General features: G+C 61.2%; 22 protein-coding genes. 21 read left to right on the top strand and 1 reads right to left on the bottom strand.

What is annotated here, in order from left to right; translation table 11 throughout:
- Positions 1-27 precede the first annotated feature (27 nt).
- The gene (locus AC58EF_RS05090; RefSeq protein WP_497275093.1) at positions 28-4,221 is read left to right on the top strand and encodes a helicase-like domain-containing protein; all 4,194 of its coding nucleotides are present in this window, start codon (positions 28-30) and stop codon (positions 4,219-4,221) included.
- Positions 4,222-4,344: 123 nt separating this feature from the next.
- Here AC58EF_RS05090 and AC58EF_RS05095 read toward each other — a convergent pair whose 3' ends face one another.
- Complete coding sequence (locus AC58EF_RS05095; RefSeq protein WP_257554751.1) at positions 4,345-4,845, bottom strand: Ros/MucR family transcriptional regulator; 501 nt, start codon at positions 4,843-4,845, stop codon at positions 4,345-4,347.
- A 250-nt stretch (positions 4,846-5,095) separates the two neighbouring features.
- Between AC58EF_RS05095 and AC58EF_RS05100 the strand changes: the two genes are divergently transcribed.
- The 20 genes from AC58EF_RS05100 (at position 5,096) to AC58EF_RS05195 (ending at position 18,416) form a co-directional block, all read left to right on the top strand.
- Entirely contained in the window at positions 5,096-6,289 is a 1,194-nt protein-coding gene (locus tag AC58EF_RS05100; RefSeq protein WP_257554750.1) for a DUF932 domain-containing protein, read from the top strand.
- 76 nt (positions 6,290-6,365) lie between these two features.
- Positions 6,366-6,584 (top strand): hypothetical protein, encoded by a 219-nt coding sequence (locus AC58EF_RS05105; RefSeq protein WP_497275095.1) that lies wholly within the window; start codon positions 6,366-6,368, stop codon positions 6,582-6,584.
- A 68-nt stretch (positions 6,585-6,652) separates the two neighbouring features.
- On the top strand, positions 6,653-7,060 hold the full coding sequence (locus AC58EF_RS05110) for a hypothetical protein (RefSeq protein WP_497275097.1): 408 nt from the start codon (positions 6,653-6,655) through the stop codon (positions 7,058-7,060).
- Positions 7,061-7,168: 108 nt separating this feature from the next.
- On the top strand, positions 7,169-7,750 hold the full coding sequence (locus AC58EF_RS05115; protein WP_489009286.1) for a hypothetical protein: 582 nt from the start codon (positions 7,169-7,171) through the stop codon (positions 7,748-7,750).
- Between the two features lie 2 nt (positions 7,751-7,752).
- Positions 7,753-8,340 carry an RES family NAD+ phosphorylase gene (locus AC58EF_RS05120; RefSeq protein WP_497275099.1) on the top strand — a complete coding sequence of 196 codons (588 nt, stop codon included), beginning with the start codon at positions 7,753-7,755 and terminating at the stop codon, positions 8,338-8,340.
- A 138-nt stretch (positions 8,341-8,478) separates the two neighbouring features.
- Positions 8,479-8,823: a DUF2958 domain-containing protein gene (locus AC58EF_RS05125; protein ID WP_497275101.1), complete on the top strand. Its 345-nt coding sequence runs from the start codon at positions 8,479-8,481 to the stop codon at positions 8,821-8,823.
- 175 nt (positions 8,824-8,998) lie between these two features.
- Positions 8,999-9,415 (top strand): hypothetical protein, encoded by a 417-nt coding sequence (locus tag AC58EF_RS05130; protein ID WP_489009283.1) that lies wholly within the window; start codon positions 8,999-9,001, stop codon positions 9,413-9,415.
- On the top strand, positions 9,390-9,536 hold the full coding sequence (locus AC58EF_RS05135) for a DUF5983 family protein (RefSeq protein ID WP_489009282.1): 147 nt from the start codon (positions 9,390-9,392) through the stop codon (positions 9,534-9,536). The genes AC58EF_RS05130 and AC58EF_RS05135 overlap by 26 nt, the downstream gene beginning before the upstream one ends.
- A 73-nt stretch (positions 9,537-9,609) precedes the next feature.
- Positions 9,610-10,257 carry a hypothetical protein gene (locus tag AC58EF_RS05140; RefSeq protein WP_489009281.1) on the top strand — a complete coding sequence of 216 codons (648 nt, stop codon included), beginning with the start codon at positions 9,610-9,612 and terminating at the stop codon, positions 10,255-10,257.
- A gap of 11 nt (positions 10,258-10,268) precedes the next feature.
- Positions 10,269-10,730, top strand: a complete 462-nt coding sequence (locus tag AC58EF_RS05145; RefSeq protein ID WP_489009280.1) for a hypothetical protein — start codon at positions 10,269-10,271, stop codon at positions 10,728-10,730.
- Positions 10,711-11,529, top strand: coding sequence for a hypothetical protein (locus AC58EF_RS05150; RefSeq protein ID WP_497275103.1), 819 nt, complete (start codon positions 10,711-10,713; stop codon positions 11,527-11,529). The genes AC58EF_RS05145 and AC58EF_RS05150 overlap by 20 nt, the downstream gene beginning before the upstream one ends.
- Positions 11,530-11,534: 5 nt before the next feature.
- Complete coding sequence (locus AC58EF_RS05155) at positions 11,535-12,014, top strand: hypothetical protein (protein ID WP_489009278.1); 480 nt, start codon at positions 11,535-11,537, stop codon at positions 12,012-12,014.
- Between the two features lie 214 nt (positions 12,015-12,228).
- Positions 12,229-12,423 (top strand): hypothetical protein, encoded by a 195-nt coding sequence (locus tag AC58EF_RS05160; protein WP_257554735.1) that lies wholly within the window; start codon positions 12,229-12,231, stop codon positions 12,421-12,423.
- 131 nt (positions 12,424-12,554) lie between these two features.
- Complete coding sequence (locus tag AC58EF_RS05165; RefSeq protein ID WP_257554733.1) at positions 12,555-14,039, top strand: DUF3560 domain-containing protein; 1,485 nt, start codon at positions 12,555-12,557, stop codon at positions 14,037-14,039.
- Complete coding sequence (locus AC58EF_RS05170) at positions 14,036-14,554, top strand: hypothetical protein (RefSeq protein WP_497275105.1); 519 nt, start codon at positions 14,036-14,038, stop codon at positions 14,552-14,554. The genes AC58EF_RS05165 and AC58EF_RS05170 overlap by 4 nt, the downstream gene beginning before the upstream one ends.
- Before the next feature lie 2 nt (positions 14,555-14,556).
- Complete coding sequence (locus tag AC58EF_RS05175) at positions 14,557-14,997, top strand: hypothetical protein (RefSeq protein ID WP_497275106.1); 441 nt, start codon at positions 14,557-14,559, stop codon at positions 14,995-14,997.
- 89 nt (positions 14,998-15,086) lie between these two features.
- On the top strand, positions 15,087-16,847 hold the full coding sequence (locus AC58EF_RS05180; protein WP_497275108.1) for an ATP-binding protein: 1,761 nt from the start codon (positions 15,087-15,089) through the stop codon (positions 16,845-16,847).
- A gap of 53 nt (positions 16,848-16,900) precedes the next feature.
- The gene (locus AC58EF_RS05185) at positions 16,901-17,680 is read left to right on the top strand and encodes a hypothetical protein (protein ID WP_497275109.1); all 780 of its coding nucleotides are present in this window, start codon (positions 16,901-16,903) and stop codon (positions 17,678-17,680) included.
- Positions 17,680-17,868, top strand: a complete 189-nt coding sequence (locus AC58EF_RS05190; RefSeq protein ID WP_497275111.1) for a hypothetical protein — start codon at positions 17,680-17,682, stop codon at positions 17,866-17,868. Before AC58EF_RS05185 ends, AC58EF_RS05190 begins: the two co-directional genes overlap by 1 nt.
- Positions 17,865-18,416, top strand: coding sequence for a hypothetical protein (locus AC58EF_RS05195; protein WP_275489334.1), 552 nt, complete (start codon positions 17,865-17,867; stop codon positions 18,414-18,416). The genes AC58EF_RS05190 and AC58EF_RS05195 overlap by 4 nt, the downstream gene beginning before the upstream one ends.
- Positions 18,417-18,465: the final 49 nt, after the last annotated feature.

Here is an 18,465-nt window from a genome sequence, read left to right on the forward strand (position 1 = left end):
GGCGCCGTGCGCCTTCCCGGTAAGGCCATGCGGGAGGAGGCCGGCACCGATGTTGTCGTCGACATTCTGCTCTTCCAGAAACACGGTTCCGCCACGCTCTATCGCCCGTCGAACTGGATCGATCTCGGCGAAGTTCCCGACAGCGACGAAGGTGAGGGGCCGCTGCGGATCAACCGCTATTTCCTCGATCATCCTGACCATGTTTTGGGTCGCCACGAATGGCGAAGCAGCCAGTTCGGCATGGACTACACGTGCGCGGCCGAGCCCGGCGTTGATCTCAAGGCAGCCCTTGCGTCCACCTTGTCAGAAATCGCATCGAAGTACAAAGGCACCTGCAAGCCGATCGAGCGCATCACCTCGCTACGCGACACGCTCAATGTCGCGCTGGATGTAGAAATCGGCACAGCTGCCGACGAAGCCGAGTTCAAGGAAGGGAGCTATCTCGTCTCCGGCGGCGTTCTCCACCAGATCGTCAATGGCATTTCGACTGTCGTCGGCGTGAAATCGGGACGCGGCGGCGCCGGACTGTTCGCGAAGCACGCTGCCATAATCAAGGCGCTGATCCCGATACGCGACACGGTCCGCGCGATCCTGCGCGCGCAGCTCAATGACCGGCCCTATGCCGTCCTTCAGGAGACGCTGCTGGCGCATTACCGCCAGTTCGCGAAGAAGTACGGGCCGATCAACCGGACTATCACCAGCGTCCGCACCGATCCGGACACAGGGGCCGAGAAGGAATATCAGCGCCGCCCCAATCTCCAGCCCTTCCTCGACGATCCCGACGTCTGGCTGGTCGCTTCGATCGAGGCCTATGACGAGGCGAGCGACATCGGCACGCCGGGCCCGATCTTCACCGAACGCGTCATCAAGCCGCCTGTAGCCCATGAAATCCACTCGGCTCAGGACGCGCTGGCGGTATCGCTCCACGAGCGCGGGCAGGTCGATATCCCCCTGATCGCCGGTATGCTCGGAGTTGCCGAGGCCGAGGCGCTCGCCGATCTCGCAGGCGACGTGTATCTCGATCCCGTCCGCAGCACGCCGCATTTCGACCACTGGGTCACGGCCGATGCAGTGCTGTCGGGACCGGTCCGCACCAAGCTCGCTCTCGCGCGTGAAAAGGCCGAGACCGATCCGCGTTTCCTAGCCGTCGTCACCGCGCTCGAAGCGGTCCAGCCGGTCGATCTCAAGCCCAGTGAGATCACAGCGCGGCTGGGTGCGCCCTGGATTCCGGTGGACGTCATCGAGACCTTCATCCTCGACATCATGGAGGTCGAGACCCGGATCCTGCATACCGTGGAACTGGCGAGCTGGACCGTCGACAAGGCCCCGTTCGCGGGGCACGTCAGTTCGACCTCGACATGGGGAACCGCACGCCGCAGCGCCGCGGACCTGCTCGAAGATGCGCTCAATTCCCATATCCCCAAAATCTACGACACATACCGAGATGAAAACGGCTCCGAGCGCCGCGAACTCAATGTCACCGACACCGAGGCGGCCAAAGAGAAGCTTGCGAAGATCAAGTCGACCTTCGAGACCTGGGTCTGGCAGGATAGCGAACGCGCCGACCGGCTGGTCCGCATCTACAACGATTCCTACAACAATCTCGTACCCCGGACCTTCGACGGTAAGCATCTGAAGCTGCCCGGCGCGTCGACCACGATCCGGATGCGTGAGCACCAGAAGCGCGTCGTCTGGCGGATCATCGCTTCGGGTTCGACTTATGTCGCCCATAGTGTCGGGGCGGGCAAGACCTTCAGCCTCTGCGCCGCCGTGATGGAGCAGCGCCGTCTCGGCCTCGCCAACAAACCGATGATCACGGTGCCCAATCACTGCCTCGCGCAGATCGCACGCGAGTTCCTTATGCTCTACCCCACCGCGCGCATCCTCGTCGCCGACGACACGAACTTCGTGAAGGAAAAGCGGCAGCGGTTCCTGGCGCGGGCGACCACCGGCAACTGGGACGCGATCATCATCACCCATGACGCGTTCAAGTTCGTGCCCACGCCGTCATCGTTCGAGAAGCAACTGATCGAACATCAACTCGACAGCTACGAGGTGCTGATCACCGGCATCGACAGTCAGGACCGCGTGTCGCGCAAGCGCGTCGAACGCCTGAAAGAGGGACTCAAGCAAAGGCTGGAGAACCTCCGGTCCCGCAAGGACGACCTCGTCCATATCGGCGAGATCGGCATCGACCAGATTGTCGTTGACGAGGCCCAGCAGTTCCGCAAGCTCACCTTCGCGACCAATCTCGGCGATCTGAAGGGCGTCGATCCGGTCGGCTCGCAGCGTGCCTGGGACCTCTTCGTGAAGAGCCGATATCTCGCCGGGACCAATCCCGGACGCGAACTGATCCTCTCCTCGGGCACGCCCATCACCAACACCCTGGGCGAGATGTATACGCTACAGCGTTTCATGCAGCCCGACGAGCTACACGCCAAAGGTCTCCACGAGTTCGATGCCTGGGCCGCCGCTTTCGGCGACACGCGTACCGAACTCGAATTGCAGCCGAGCGGCAGCTACAAGCCCGTCACCCGCTTCTGCGAGTTCGTCAACGTCGCCGACCTGATGGCAATGTACCGCTCGGTCGCCGACGTCGTGCTGAAGGACGATCTGCGCCAATACGTCAAGCTGCCCACCATCAAGGGCGGGAAACGGTATATCGTCGTCGCCAAGTCCGGCGCGCCCTTCAAAGCCTATCAGCGCGTGCTAGCCCAGCGCATCAAGGCTATCGAGAACCGCGGCGGGCGACCGCAAAAGGGCGACGACATCCTCCTGTCGGTTATCACCGATGGCCGTCACTCGGCGATCGACCTGCGCTTCGTCGACCCGGACGTCGGCAACGAGGAGGGCAACAAGCTCAATCTTCTGATCGAGAACGCTTACCGCATCTGGGAAGAGACTGCCGACAATCGCTACATCGACCCCGAGACCGGGAAGCCGTATCCGCTGTCCGGCGCCGTGCAGATGATCTTCTCCGATCTAGGCACCGAAGCCGCGCTCGAGACGCGGGGGTTCTCCGCCTATGTCTGGATCCGCGATCGGCTCGTCGCGATGGGTGTTCCGCCCGAGCAGATCGCCTTCATGCAGCACTACAAGAAGAACAGCGCGAAGCAGCGCCTGTTCAACGACCTCAACCAGGGACGCAAGCGGTTCGCTCTTGGTTCGACCGCGACTATGGGCACGGGCGTCAATGCGCAGCAGCGCCTGATCGCGATGCACCACCTCGATGTTCCCTGGCTACCGTCCGATATCGAGCAGCGGGAAGGGCGCATCGAGCGGCAGGGCAACCAGAATGACGAGATCCAGCTTTACGGCTACGCGACCAGCGGCTCGATGGACGCGACCAACTGGCAGATGCTCGAACGCAAGGCCCGCTTCATCAACATGGCAATGTCAGGCGACCGCTCGATCCGGCGGATCGAGGACGTCAGCTCCAACGTCAACCAGTTCGCGCTGGCCAAGGCTCTCGCGTCCGGAGACGATCGGCTGATGAAAAAGGCCGGGCTCGACGCCGAGGTCGCACGGCTCCAGCGCCTGCGCGATGCCCATGTCGATGACCAGTATAATATTCGCAGGACCATCACGCGAACGACGCGCGAGATCGAGAGCTGCCAAAAGCAGATCGCCAGACTGGAGGCGGACATCGCGCGTCGTGCTCCCGCGAAGGTCGATGAGGTCATATTCGATTGTGACGGCACGATGGTCACCGATCGCAAAACCGCCGGGGAACGCATTCTCGGCTATGCGCACCGGATGCGGGCGGACCGCACGGGAGCCCGCTGGATACTGGGCGTATTCAACGGCATCGGCCTGGAACTCACAGGCTACGAGGCCATAGATACAGAGGGACGGCCCTATCTCTGCACTGTGATCACGGTGCAGCACAATGGAGAGCAACACGAATTCGAGGTTACCGAGAAGACGCGGCCGGGCACTGTGGTAGGCCGGGTCGAGTCCTCTATTCGCAATCTGGACATCGATCTCGCTAATGCCAGGGCGAACCTTGAAACCAACGAGCGGCGCCTTCCAGCGTTCGAGGCGCGCCTCGGTCAGGCATTTCCCGATGCTCCACTCCTGGAAGACAAGCTCCAAGAGCTCGCCGAACTTGAGGCCGAGTTGGCGAGCAGCAAGGGTGAATTCGAACCGGGGAACGACCAGGAAGCAATAATGGCTGAGTGCGGCACCATCGACAAAAAGCCGTTGCCGCAAGCAGCTTGATCAGCCTCAGACATTCAGACGCATAGGTCTGACGCACGCATATTGACTATGACCACGTCCATTCTGAGCCTCATCCTTTGTCGGCCCGGTATTGGACCAAGGGGGATTGTCGAAGGCGTCACATCATGCCGGTTGGGGTGTCTCGGCAATTTTCTTGCGTGGGCGGCGGGCAGTTGAGGTCTTGGCGGGCTTTACGGGTTCGGGGATTGCCGTCACAGCCCTAGGCTTGCGACCGAGCCCGATCGACTTCGCCAGTGTCCGGCGCTGTTCGGCATAGTTGGGCGCGACCATGGGATAGTCGGCGGCAAGGCCCCACTTGGCACGATAATCCTCGGGTGTCATCTGGTAGTGGGTCATCAGGTGGCGCTTGAGCATCTTGAGCTTTTTGCCGTCCTCCAGACAGACGATGTAGTCCGGCTTCACCGATGCCCGGATCGACACCGCCGGCTCGGGTTTTGCTTCGGGTTCTGCCTTTTGCTGACCAAGCCCGCTCAATGCTCCATGGATATTCTGAATCAGCATCGGGAGATCGCCGACCGCCACGCTGTTGTTGCCGACATGCGCCGCCACGATATCGGCGGTCAGCGTGATGAGTGTTTCGTGCATATCGGCATTTTCAGTCATGCGATGTTTCTCCTGAGCCAATGTTTGGCAATGATAACCGGTGCCTCTCAGTGGCATCGAGACAAGCCGTCTGGATAGCAGGCAATACAGAACACAGCCACAATATTGCGGGCGCTATCAGCCCTTGGTGAATGATAGCCTTATTCGCGTGTGAACGGCAGGGGAAGGGAAGGGGGAAGGAACGGAGTCGCCGGTGGTGCTGATGAGTACCGCGACTGGCTTTGCGCCTTCAACTCTTGGAGAAACTCCAATGGCATCGCTTGCCCTTAGCCCTGAGCGCGCTGTTTCCGGCGCCTATGGTGTCAATATCACGCGTGGCTCGTCCAACAGTCGCGTCTCCTCCGAATGGTTCTCGCGCCCAGCTGATGAGCGTTTCCTGTCGCTCCGCGATCTCCATAGGATCGTTCGTGCCCGTGCCGAGAAGGCGCACACCCGCATAGTCGAGAGTCGGTCGATTAAGGTTGAGGCGCGTCGCGACGAGCCTGGGCGCCTCACGCTGATCCTGCCCGACAGCGATGTGCCCGTAGAGCCCACCAATTGGTCGTTCGGGCAAATGTGCAGTCTGGTCGGTGCGCCCGCTTCCTATCTACGCGACCTGCCGGCACCGCTCGCCGGCATCAATCTCCAGCACGGCCTGCTCAACCACCGAGGCGAGCAGGTGAAGCTGCTTCAGACCGATGACGGTCGCACTGAGCTGCGCGCCGTGACCGGCCCCGATTATGGCCGCATCTGGGATTATCAACTCGTCGAGGCTGTTATGCGCTTTGCAGGCAACGGCACCGGCGACACGCGCTGGAAAGTCCCTGGGGTCCTCGACTGGCGAACGATGCAGTATAACCCCCATGTCGATGTCACGCGCGACACGACAACGCTTTATGCCTCGGATCGCGACGTGTTCTTGTTTCTGGTCGACGACACGCATCCGATCGAGGCGGGCAAGCTGCCGAACGGCGAACCCGATCTCTTCTTCCGCGGCTTTTATGCGTGGAACAGCGAGGTCGGTGCGAAAACCCTCGGCATCGCTACCTTTTACCTGCGAGCAGTGTGTGCCAACCGCATCTTATGGGGTGTCGAGCATTTCGAGGAGATCAAGATTCGTCACTCGAAATTCGCCGCAGGCCGATTCTCTCATCAGGCTGAGCCGGCCCTCGCCCATTTCGCCGACGCTTCGCCGCGGACGTTCGTTGACGGCATCCGAACCGCCCGTGAACGGATCGTAGCCCGCACGGATGAGGATCGCGATAGCTTTCTGCGCAAACGCGGCTTCTCCAAGGCCGAGACCAGCAGGGTCATCGAGGCGGTTCTGGTCGAAGAAGGGCGTCCGCCCGAGAGCATCTTCGATTTCGTGAACGGAATCACGGCCGTTGCCAGATCCAAATCGCAGCAGGACAGCCGCCTGGACCTTGAAGGTAAAGCCCGGGCCCTGCTCGAACGCCTGAACTGACACCAACCCGCCGGGGTCTCACTGGCCCCGGCGATCCATCACGCCGCATATCCGCTAGATCAGAAGGAACTGCCTCATGAGCGCAGACGCCTATGTGCAGCTTCGCACCTATGTCGTGACTGTCGAATTCTTCAGTGACGCAGAGTGCTACGCGAGCGAACTCTACACGATCGATGCGGTGAATTGGTATCGCACCGAGCAAACAGCGATCGCCATGTCCGACAGCAGCACCTATTATCATCCCGCTATCCCAGCCCTCAGCCGCGCTGCCGTCGCTCAAGCGACGGATGTGTAATTGCGCTCGGCGTCAGCAGCGGCTTGCGCCGCCTGCCATCTTTTCCTGAAAGGACCAATCTCGTGACCATGATCAGGCGCAATCACGCGCAGTTGCTCAGCCGTGCCCGTGCGGCGCTCGAAACCCCTGGCGATCTCGACGCGGATGCGCTGCTGTATCTGATCAAGGATCTGACGTCGGCTGAAGACGCCGTGAAGAGTCATATCGTACCCTGGCCAGTCGACATCCATGTCGCGGAGATCGACCATTGTCATGGCACCAATGTCTATGCCGCTTTGACACGCGAAGCCCTTATGGCTCAGGTCGCCGCATTCTGTAAGGAATGGTGGTCATCGCTCAACGACACCCGTGATCCGAACCAGCTTACAGATGAAGAAGCGGTATCGGTCTATTTCGACAACCAACTCGACGAATATCTCTCCACCGACCGAATCCCGTGCGAGCCAAGCCGGGTATTAACGGCCGATGCTACATGACGCGGCTGCATACCTGACGAGGATGCTCCTTACAATCGGCTGAATAGCGTCAGTTGAATTCGTCTTGTAAATCCGCTATATAAAACTCATTCAACTAGGAGTGCGGATATGCCCCGTCCTGCGACCACGGCCACCATCGATGTCGATCGCGTTCTGCGCGACCGGATTCTGGCGAGTGCCGACCGTATCATCAAGATGATGCCGCTTGCCGCAAAGACCGTGGCGATCAGCAGCATCGACGTTCCTGCTCTGGTTCTCAACATCGCACGAGGCATTCCGGCGATCGAAGCCGACGATCCGGAGGAAGCCGAGGAAATCGCCAACGCCATCGCCTTCAAGCGCCGGATGATCGAGCAGGCCGGCGGGGCGTTCGACGCTGAAGCGGTCCGCAAGCTTCTCGGCCATAAAACCGTTCAGGCTGTCTACAAGGCGGCCCGCGATCACAGGCTCCTGATGGTTGAGGACAATGGTGCTAAGCTTTTTCCGGCGCTTCAATTCGACGGCAATTCCGTCCGTCCGGCCATCCCGAGAGTTCTCGCAGCCGCCCCGACGGTGAGCGGCTGGGCACTGCTTCAATATCTCGTGAGTGGAGATGAGGGCTTGGGCGACGTCCGGCCGATTGACCTCATCAAAGAAGATGAAGCAAGCATCGAGCGCGTTGTGCGTTTCGCACAAAGGCTGAACGATTAGCCATGACAGTCCCCGGCGCGATGCCGGTGGCGACCGTCGCCACCGGTCAGACTCTTCATCGCCTGCACGACGCGGCCGTCGCCGCGCTTTGGTATGGGCGCAAAGATGCTACTTGGCGTTGGGACGACCCACACGGAAAATATGGTGTCCTTTATCTCGGCAAGACGTTGGTTGGCCCGTTCGCCGAGACTTTGCTGCGTATGCCGAGTGATCCCGACATCCTCTGGGGCCAAGTGCGGCAAAAGCGCGCGGCCACCTTCATGACCACGAGAACGTTGCGACTTGCAAAGCTTCATGGGCCCGGCCTTGCCTGGTTTCGCACGACTACAGCAGGCGTTGCGGCCGATTTCGATCCCGCCATCAAGCCCGGCGCCTATGATACGACCCAACGTATTTCGGCAATGGTCCACTCCGATACGAAACTCGACGGCATCCAATACCGCTCCCGTTTTGACAACGATGAGCTATGCATCGCCCTGTTCGATCGCGCGGACTCCGCCATCCGTCTTGCCACGGAAGGAATGCCTATTGAGAAGGATTGGGTCAGGAAGATCTTAAAGCCACGGGGCTACAAACTCGTAGAATTGTAAACCTTTTCTGTAGCCATCGGTCCCGCCCGTCGCCCAATTAGGTGCGGTGGAAGGGGAGGGAGAAGGGGGAGCGGTGAGGCGTTGCAACGGTCGTTCTGAACCCGCCAGCCTCGTTCCCTTCTGCAAACGAGGTCTCCCATGGAACTCATTACCGATGAAATCCGAACCGCCCTGCTCGCCAACGGCCGTCGAGCTGCGCAGGGCGAAGACATCGACCCTCTGCCTGTCGTGAAGTTGTTCACGCCCGACACCAGCGCCACCTGGCTTCTGACCGAGGCCGATGTTGATGAGCCCGACCTCTACTTCGGGCTGCGCGATCTTGGCATCGGATGCCCCGAGCTGGCCATGGTTTCGTTCGCCGAATTACAGGAATTCAGAGGCGCTACCGGCATGGTGGTCGAACGCGATCTCAGGTTCGTGGCACACTATCCGTTGAGCATCTACGCCCAGCAAGCCGTAGCCGCAGGCCACATCACAGCCTGATAGCCCTCATCGATTGCGTGGCGGCACACGCATCGGCTCAACTGGGGGCGCAGAGCCGCTTCCGCAATATCTAACCATATCGGCATCTTCCAGACCGACCGGCCATCAGCGGAAGCTGCCGTCTTGGTGGCACCGACGACGTCTTCCTATTTCTCAAACAACAAGGAATAAAACTATGCACGCTTCTCCAGATAGCCGGGATGCGCTCATCAGGCACGGCTTCCAACTCCTCACTCGCCTTTCGGACACCATCATATCCCTCACCGAAGACGAGTTCGATGCTAGTGCGATCCTGGCGTTCGATCCTGAGGCCGAGCTACCCTTTGCCATCTTCGCACGCCCTGTCCTGTCCCATGATATCACTCATCAAGTGACGGGGGGCCAATTCGATGTGACGACCTGGGAGCGTCTCGCCCGGGCGTCCATATCGGAAGCTGATACACTGGACCGCTCAACATGTCTGGCGCTCTTTCTTGCTCGGCGTGCTGTTCCGAAATCCAACGACGACGCACCAATCCAGCCGTCACTTGATCCGCAGGTTCGCATCCTCCCACGCCAGCGGATCGATGGCGATTGCTTTCATCAGCGATGAGACGGGGGTTCCGACAGAACTCCTGGATGCACTGACATTCGCCCGGGACAAGTGTTGCCGTTATCTGATCCGGGACTGTGATGCCGGTACTTCCGATCGATTGGCTTGTTTCGAGTGGTGACATTCTGGCTGGAGAGAAGGGGGAGGGGATGAGGTGGGCGTGAAGATGCGCTCTAGCCTCAGGAGAAATCCCCGTGTCCTACGACATAGCTTTTCGATACCAGCAAGCGTTGGATCCATCGGCGCTGATTACACTGCCGGCGGCCTTACACGCGCTCAATGCCGCGATCACGGATTGCCGCAACGCCGGGCAGTCCCACGAAAGCGATCCCGCCGTCATCCTGCTCGCGCGGCATCTCGGCGCCATTGCCTCGCAGATCGAGGCTCCTGATGTCGAGTTGCGACGCGCCTGCATGGATGCCATCGCCGACCTCAGGCGCAAGCCCGAACTTATCGCGCTGGCCCATAAGGGTGTCTCCTACGACGAACCCGCGAAGAAGCTGTTCCACAGCCTCGGTCGTAAGGCGTTGAAACGCCTCGCTGACGCTTTGAGGCTACCTAAAGGGCAATATGATCTGCGCTCCAACGTCGCGGGGCCGGCCGTATCGGGCGAGGTGACCCTTCACGGCGTCGAGGTCTATGTCCAGCTCAGCCTCGGCGCCATGGGGGCGGGCCGGGAAGTCATGTTCCGCAAGGTTGCTGGTCGCAAGGACTATGTCGGCGATCGCAACCATTTCGCATCGGTCCACGATCTGATGTCGCCCGACACATTCGCGGCCCGCATCCGCCGTGAGCTGCATCTTTCCGATCCCGACACCACGCCCACGCGGCTTGTCGCCTGAGGACACTTATCATGGAAATCATCGTCACCCGTTCCCGCATCGCGGGGACGCTTCCGCACTATGTCTATCGCGCGTTGGTGCCCGCCGACAAGGTATCGTCCGAGCGCCGGGAACTAACCGGCACGGTTGCCGGTCCCGCGATCGTCGGTCGTATCCCATGCGTCCGCATCGGCCCGCTGCTCGCGCCCGAGCGCTATTTCGAGATGGCACATCACGAGCGAAATGAACTGGCCCCGCGCATCGGCGCCCTTGCACGCCGGATCGAGACCCTGGTCATCAGCACCAGCTTTCCCGAGATGACCGCAGCGTCCACGCCCATCGTGTTCCAGCTCAACGCCGACCCGGGCGATGCCTGCAGCTGGACCGACATTGACGATCTGACGGCCGCGTTCGACCGCCTCAGACCCCAATCCGACCTCCTTACTGTCGCCGATCTCGGACTTCGCCACGGCGATGACCGCCGCGCCGCCTGATCTCCTCGGCCCCAGATCCTTCATCATAAGCGGAGAACATAACTTGGATATTTTTCTCGTCACCGCATCCCGCTTCTCACAAGCGTCCACGATCACCACGTATCACGCCAGCGAGCGCGAAGCGATCATCGCCGCAACCGAACGCGTGAACTCGCTTCGCGCGAATCTCGATTCCCAGACTTTGCCGCCGGTCCATAGCAGTAGCTGGCAGCTTGGACTGGTCGGGGCGCAGTTGCTCCAACTCAAATTGTTCGGCTCCAACACCGTCGAGGTCGATCACAAGCTGCTTGCCGATTCCGCCGGATTCGATGTGCGGATCGAAAAGGTTGAACTCCGGGGCATGTCGGTCCTCGCGTTCAGCGACCGGGAACTGTCGACCGTCCTTGCGGCGTTGCGCGACTATCAGCGGCGTAGCTGCCCGCCCGATCTTGCCGATGTCGCCAGCAATCTCAACCGCCACAAACCGCTGACCGCAGATGAGATCGATGATCTTTGCATGCGGATCAACGACGACACGCCGCTTCCGCTCGAAGCCAATATCGTGGTCACGCTCGACGGCGGTCTTATCCAGGGTATCGCCGCCGACCGGCCGATTACGGTGCGCGTCGTCGACCACGACGTCGAAGGCGCCGATCCCGATGACCTCGTCATGGTCCCCCAAGACCAAGGCGAACCCATACCGGCATCCGTCAGCAGTTGGGCGATGGAGAGCATCTGCATCGATCCGGAATGGATCACCAGCCTCGACGCAGCAATCGCCTTGGGAAACCAGCCCGCGGCGCTGATGACGGTGGAATGACGGCCATGAGCGTTATCGGACACAATCACATTCGCAGGGTTGAGAGCTTCGATGGCTATGAGATTCTCGCTCACCCGCTGCCGTGCCGCGACGACCGAGTGTTCCATCGCGGCGAATCCGAAACTTCGCGCGTCTCGATCACTTATGCGTCGCACGACGTTAAGATCGCCCGACCGACGGGAATTGGAAGCAAGGGTCGGATCGCCATCCTCATGCATCATGGCGCGGGGCGTCATGTCCTGGAATTCAACGAGAGCGCCTTGCCGATTGCCAGCGCGCTTCTCACGCTCCCTGAACGCGAGCAATACGCTCTTGCATATACGATCTTCGAGCAGGCAGATGAATGCTCCGGCGGCGCCCGTGCGGCCGAGGCGACGCGATGGGCCGATGCATTCGTTGACGACCGGATCCGCAAACGCCGCAGCGGTGGCCGACGCTACGTTCATATCGAAACGCCGGATGAGAAAGCGCGTCGCCGATCCTGACCGTGGCTCAGGCTCCCCTTTGCGTCGAATCGAATGATCGCCTGCCCGCCGCCAGGTGATCATGATGAACGCGTCACGGACATCGCACGCCGATAAGCAGCGTGAAGCCTATCTTCCCGAAATTTCCGGCGCAAATGGTTGGGCGCACCGGATCGTATCGCCCGCGCCGCGGGCCGTTCCCGACCACCACCCCTCCACAGTCAGGAGCACTTGCATGAAAGCCGACGATCTCGATACCGCAACAGCGGAACAGCTTGCCCCGATCCTCTATGTGGCCCTTCAGCGTCTCGGTCAGCTCGGTCGCACGGGGGCGGTTGCACTCGCCGCGCTGGTCGACGAGGAAGATGCCGATTTCGAGGAAGCTGCGTCCTGGGTCGGTGACATAGCCGCCGGAGACCTGCGCGAATAACTCTCTACCACCGACACTTCTACCCCCTCACGAAGCCCGGCCATCGCGCCGGGCTTCGTGATTCTGGGGACATGCAAATGCACCGATCCGCCCCGGCACAGGATGCCGGCGGTTGCCTGAAAGGACCATCGATGACCAGCTTCACCGCGACATACAGCCCGGAGGACAACAAGATTCGCCTCTATGCGTCCTCGCGCCTCGATGCCGAGACCTATGCCCGGGTCAAGGAGGCGGGCTTCAAATGGGCTCCGAAACAGGAACTGTTCGTGGCACCGAAATGGACGCCGCAGCGCGAGGATCTCGCGTTGGAACTCGCCGGCGAAATCGAGCCCGAAGAAATGACGCTAGCCGAGCGCGCTGCCCTCAAGGCCGAGCGGCTCGAAGGCCTTTCCCACAAGCGCCATGCCCAGGCCAACGCCTTCGCGCGCCGGGCCAACGAACTCTCGCAGGCCTTCTACATGGGCCAGCCCATCCTTGTTGGTCATCATAGCGAGCACAGCGCCCGCAGGACGCAGGAGCGGATGCATTCGGCCTCGAGTGCCGCAGTGAGCGCCGGAAAGGCCGCTACTTACTGGCTGGATCGCGCGAGCGGCGTCGAGCATTTTGCCAGCATGAAGAACAGCCCGCGCACGCGGGCGAACCGTATCAAGACGCTGCTGGCCGAACTGCGCGACCTCCAGCGCGGCATCAACAGGGCCCATGCGGCGCTCGCGATCTGGGAGAAACTCACGACCGACCAACAGATCCTTCATGCCCTCGGTCACATGGATTCCCGGATACTCTGGTCGAACTACGATCTCTACTACAAGGTCGATCGCGGCGAAGTCACGCCGGCCGATGCCCGGCAATCGTGCATCGAGGGCGCAACTCTCGCCGTGGGCGGCCCCAACCGCCGCCGCTGGATCGAGCACATCCTGCACCGGCTCGCGTTCGAGCGGTCGATGCTGGGTGACGTGCCACGCTATGATGGCGAGTTGACCCCGGTCATCATCCAGGCCTTCGCCCGCGAACATGGCACCGAAAGTCCTAAATGCACCGTGACGGATGCGGGCCGTCTCCGGCTCGAAAGCCCGGTTCCGCTCCCGGCGCATATCGCTTCCGATGCCTCCCTCGAACTCGGCGAGGACGGTTGGCGCGACCTGATGGAGGCGTGCGGCTACACCGTGCCGGAGAAGAAGGCGCGCCGGGCCTCGGGAAGGCCGGACACCGTACCGCTGATCAATCTGTCGCGGGAACAGGCCGAGCAGCTCCAGACGATATGGAACCTGCGCATGGTCGCGGCCTGCAAGGATAAGCAGGCCAAAGCCAAGGCCGCCGAGATCTACCCGACGACGCAGGCCACCTACTCGGCCAATTCGAAGGGCAGCTATGACGTTTTCAATACGATAGAGATCGCCGCCGATGGCCGCCGCGTGCGGATGGGATGGCAAGGAAATGAGCGTGTGCAATCCGGCGAACCGATAGCCCGCATCCGCGTCTCCGGGATCGGCCGCGACTTCTACCAGCCGGACTCGATAGTTTTCATCACCGACAAACCGAGCAAGCCTCTGCCGATCGACCTCGATGTCCTTGAAACGGAAGCGCGCACGGCCGCAACCGAGGAAGTCGCAGCATGAAAACCGGCATCTATCAACAGCCCGCACCGCCATTGCCCATTGCCGTCCCGCCGCGCGATGATTTCGAGAAAGTCGAGATCGCGTCCGCTGCTCGAAACCACAGCAGCGCCGTGCGGACGGAAACTCTCGAATCCGCGCTCGAGACCGCCGCCTGCCTCTGGGAGGCGGTGCTGACATTGCGCGACCATCCAGCCACCAACCAGGACGCCATCGCCCTGGCCCTGGCCATCCGTGAGACGTGCAATGCCGTCGGCACCGCGGACCTGCGCTTGACTGTCATAGGATGGACCGGCGCCGTAGAGGCGGCCTGGAGCGTCGTCGCCGACAGCTACGACCTTTGTTTCGACTGGGATTTCGTGCCGGGCTGGATCATCGACCACATCGACTGGTCCGATCCGACCCATCCCACGATCAGGCCCGAACCCTTGCTGCCGGATCCCGATCCGCCCGCGAACGCCGGGCCCGTTGCCACGCCATCGCCGGACATACGCCTACCTGCTGCAGAGGGGAGATGACCATGGGGCGCTCGGTATCCTATCCCAGCGAGGCGTATGTCGCCTTCTCGCAATGGGAGGCAGGCTGGATCGAAGACGACGACGATCCCGACACCCGCCATTTCGACCAACTCGCGGCCCAGGACGATTGGGACTTCATCGTCGAGGATTTCCGCGAGCAAGTGCTCGCCCTCTATCCTTCGGCATGGACCGCGAACGGCTGGATCGGTCGCGAAGAGCGTATTGTCGCCATGAACCGCTTTGCCCGCTTCGGCATCTCGGAATATTGCGGTTGCATCGCTTACTGGGTGGTCCTGCGCGATGACATCGATGCCGGTCAGGAAGGGCTGGCGCAACGCTGGCTCGATCAAATCGCAGTCGGCTTCAGGAAGCGGTTCGCGACCCTCGTCCGCCTGGGTGTGTTCTCCAACGGCGAGGCAGTTTTCGAACGGATTGCTGCCTGACTGCGCCGCTCCCCGATCGCGTCCCTCGTAACATCTGACCAACGCATGACCCTGCCGAGCGGCCACCGCTCGGCGGCGCGGCCCCGGCCGTGGAGCGAAGGGAGAGTGGTTGGGGGTGCGGCGATGAAGTCGCGGCAACTCAGGAGGCTCACATGACATTTCCCACCACGATCCACGCCAGGGTCAGTCAGTCGATCATCCACAAGGCGACGAGACTTTTTGCTGGCTGCGTCGCCGACGCTCTCCACGAACTCCTCCAGAATGCACGCAGAGGCGGTGCCACCCGCGTCGACATCCACCGGCTCGACCGGGACCACAGAACGATCCTGCGCGTCCGCGACGATGGCCGAGGCATTACCGATCCGACGAAGCTTCTCGCGCTCGGCGACTCTGGTTGGGAAAGCGACATTGTCAGCAACGAGGATCCAGCGGGCATGGGCATCTTCAGCCTTGCCGGTCGTCACGTCGTCATCCGTTCGCGCATCGCCGACGCTGAGGACGGATGGCAAGTGACGATCCCACCGCAGGCGTGGGAGAGTGGGGAGCCGCTCGATCTTGTCCCGGCGGCGATCGCCAAGGGGACCGAAATCGAAATCGAATTGTCCAAGACGTGGGCTGACGAGCTTGAACAGGCCGTGAAAAGCGCCGCGAAATTCTATCCGCTTCCGGTCTTTTATGGCGAGGAGCGCCAGCTCAGCGAAGGTTTTCTAAAAGAGGCCGCGCGCGTCGAAAACTGGAACGGGTGCCGCATTGGCGTTTTTCTCGACAAGTACGCGCCCCATCGCGAACAGGCCCGGATCAACTTCCATGGCCTCACCGTCCCGTGCCGCCTTCCGCATGTCCATGACGCCGATGGCGGGTGCGGTTGGTATGCCAAGGTCGATATCGTCGACGCGAAAAATCTTCAGTTCGTGCTTCCGGCGCGCAAGGAAATGGTCCAGAATCCGGCGCTCGACGCCCTGCGCGAAGCTTGCGAAGCGGCGATTTTCCGCACCATCGCCCGTGAGGGCCATCATCGACTTTCCTACGCGCAATGGCTGCGCGCGCGCGAGCTAGGGATCTCGCTGCCCGAAGCGGCGCCCTACCTGCATCTCTGGGCACCCCGTATAGCCGAGACAAACGACGTCTTTCCGGGTGAGCGGATCGCGGGAGAACCGATGGTCATCATGCCCACACAACCCGCGCACATCGAGCAATGTATCGACCGCGTACTGAAACCCGGCGATGGTCTCGGCGGCTCGCCCGTTCGCGCCATGCCCGAGTTTGCCGGATATGCCTGGTACAATGCGCTCACTCACGTCCTCGGCGTCTCCTTTCAGGTCGAGACCGGCGACGAAACCCTCTACTATCACGAAGACGCAGTGCTTCCGGAGAAACTCGTTTCCGGGCGGGTCGACACGATCACTCTTATGCTTGCATTGCGGGGTACAAACGATTCCGATGGACCGGCAGAGATCATCGTGCTTCCTGCCGATGTCCTGATCGTCCCGACTGACTGTTCCAGTAACCTCGACGACATTGCCATCCTTCTCCGCACCGACTGCGCGATCATGCCCGGCGAACTCGCCTCTTTGCTCGAAGCCTCCTGCTTCTGGCCTAATGAGGATTGCGACGCTGACAGCCATTACACCCAACAGGCAGCTTTCGAGATGCAAGCCCGCTTTGCAGCGAACATGCTGCTGCTCGGCGAGGATGCCGCGGTCCTCGAACGAGTCCGCGAGGCGATTCGTGAGCATGTCTCCTGGCTGATCCCCAAGGATCGGGCAATCAGGACGCACCTGGTCAACCATCTGGTCGAGGCGAACTTCGCGGACAATGACGACGCGCCTTCGAAGGACGCCGCCGAGTAGCCGACCCGGCTGCAACCCCAACCGTCACGTTCCGCTGATCTCAGGAGAAGACCATGGCGAACAACTATCTGAAACTGTCGTTCACGATCTCGCCGGCCCCGCAAGAGGTCGAACTGCTCGATGAGTGTTACGACTTGTCCACCGAGCTGGCCGACCTGGATGAGAAAGAACAGGGCGCGCGTTACGATAGCATGTCGGATGCTTTCAAAGCAGCGTTTCCAAAGAAGCCGCGTGAGACGGTGTCCCCTCATAATATCGGCCGCGGCGAAATTGGGCCCGAACATGCGGTCGAGGAGGAAGGCGACCCGTTCGCGTCCTTTCGCGACATGTTCAGCGACGGTGATTTTCCTACGTTCGACGTCGAGCATTTCGGTTTCACGAACGAGGCCGACAACTATCTGATCGCGGGTTCCCAGGCCGATCCGTACGCCATCGCCAGCGTGATCCAAAAATGTGCTCCGAGCGTCCTGCCGTTAGCCTTCGAATGGGCACAGACTTGTGACCGGCTCCGTCCCGGCGAGTTCGGCGGTGGCTATTATGTGGTGACGTCCGACGACATCATGGGCGGCGGCACGAATTGGCTCATGCGCGGCGAGTTGAACGGACTGAAGGGTGAGTCCAAGCCGACCGCCATTCTCCCCGACACGGACGTAGTGTTCGACAGCAAGCCAGGAGAGCATGTCTGGATCACGGTCGGCGAGGCCACCATCAGGGTGAAGCATGAGGACGAAGGCGTTGTCCTCGACGTCTATGCCGTGGACCATGAGGATATCGAAGCATCTGCCAGCCTGTCGGCGCCCTTCGCGGAACTTGAACGAAGGGAGGTCTGCTAATGCCCAAAACTGAAGACCAATTTCCGATCGTTCCTGGCATATGGATACGCACCGAAGAAGGCGAAAAGCTCTTCTTCCGGCGATATTCGTCCACCAGCCACTGGGGGTTTTTCTCCGACAGCAACCACCATGCCGCCGCAGAACACAAGCTTCCGCTCGCCGGCCTCAAGCGGTGGTATCGATCATGAAAGCGCAAGCACTTGCCGCCGGCCTGCGGCTCACATTGTCGAAAACCGAACTGGAAACGTTGCTGATCCTTGCTCGCTACGGCGCGGATCGGCTCCGCGACGATGGTCGCAGCCTCTTTCTCCTGACCAGAAAACAGGAGAACATTGCCGTCGATCTCGTTCATGGCCTCGAAACGGGCCTGACATCAGTCCGCTGGAAGCAAGCCGAAGCCAAGGCGAGGCGTGACGAACCCAAGCGCGAGGCCGAACGGCGTGCGGCTCGCGAGCATCACGCGCAAATCGACGGTTATACCATATTGGGCCTGCTCGGTGATTGGGCTGACGTCTCCCCCGATCCCGATCGACGCCAATGGGCTGATCTATACCATTCGGACACGCGGCCTCGCGACCAGGGAGAGCTTCGGCGCAACGTCTGGCGCATCTACATCACAAAAGGCAGCGCCAGTTCCGACGGCTTTGTGGTGCTACCGGGCGACTGCACCATGACCGCCGACCGTGACGAGATCGCGGTCCTCGCACGGCGCATAATCGCGGATACGTCGCACTGATCATCGCGCTTCACACTCGCATTCGCCTTCCACTTCTTCACCAAGGAGT

The sequence above is a fragment of the Sphingobium sp. WR1 genome (assembly GCF_059693745.1).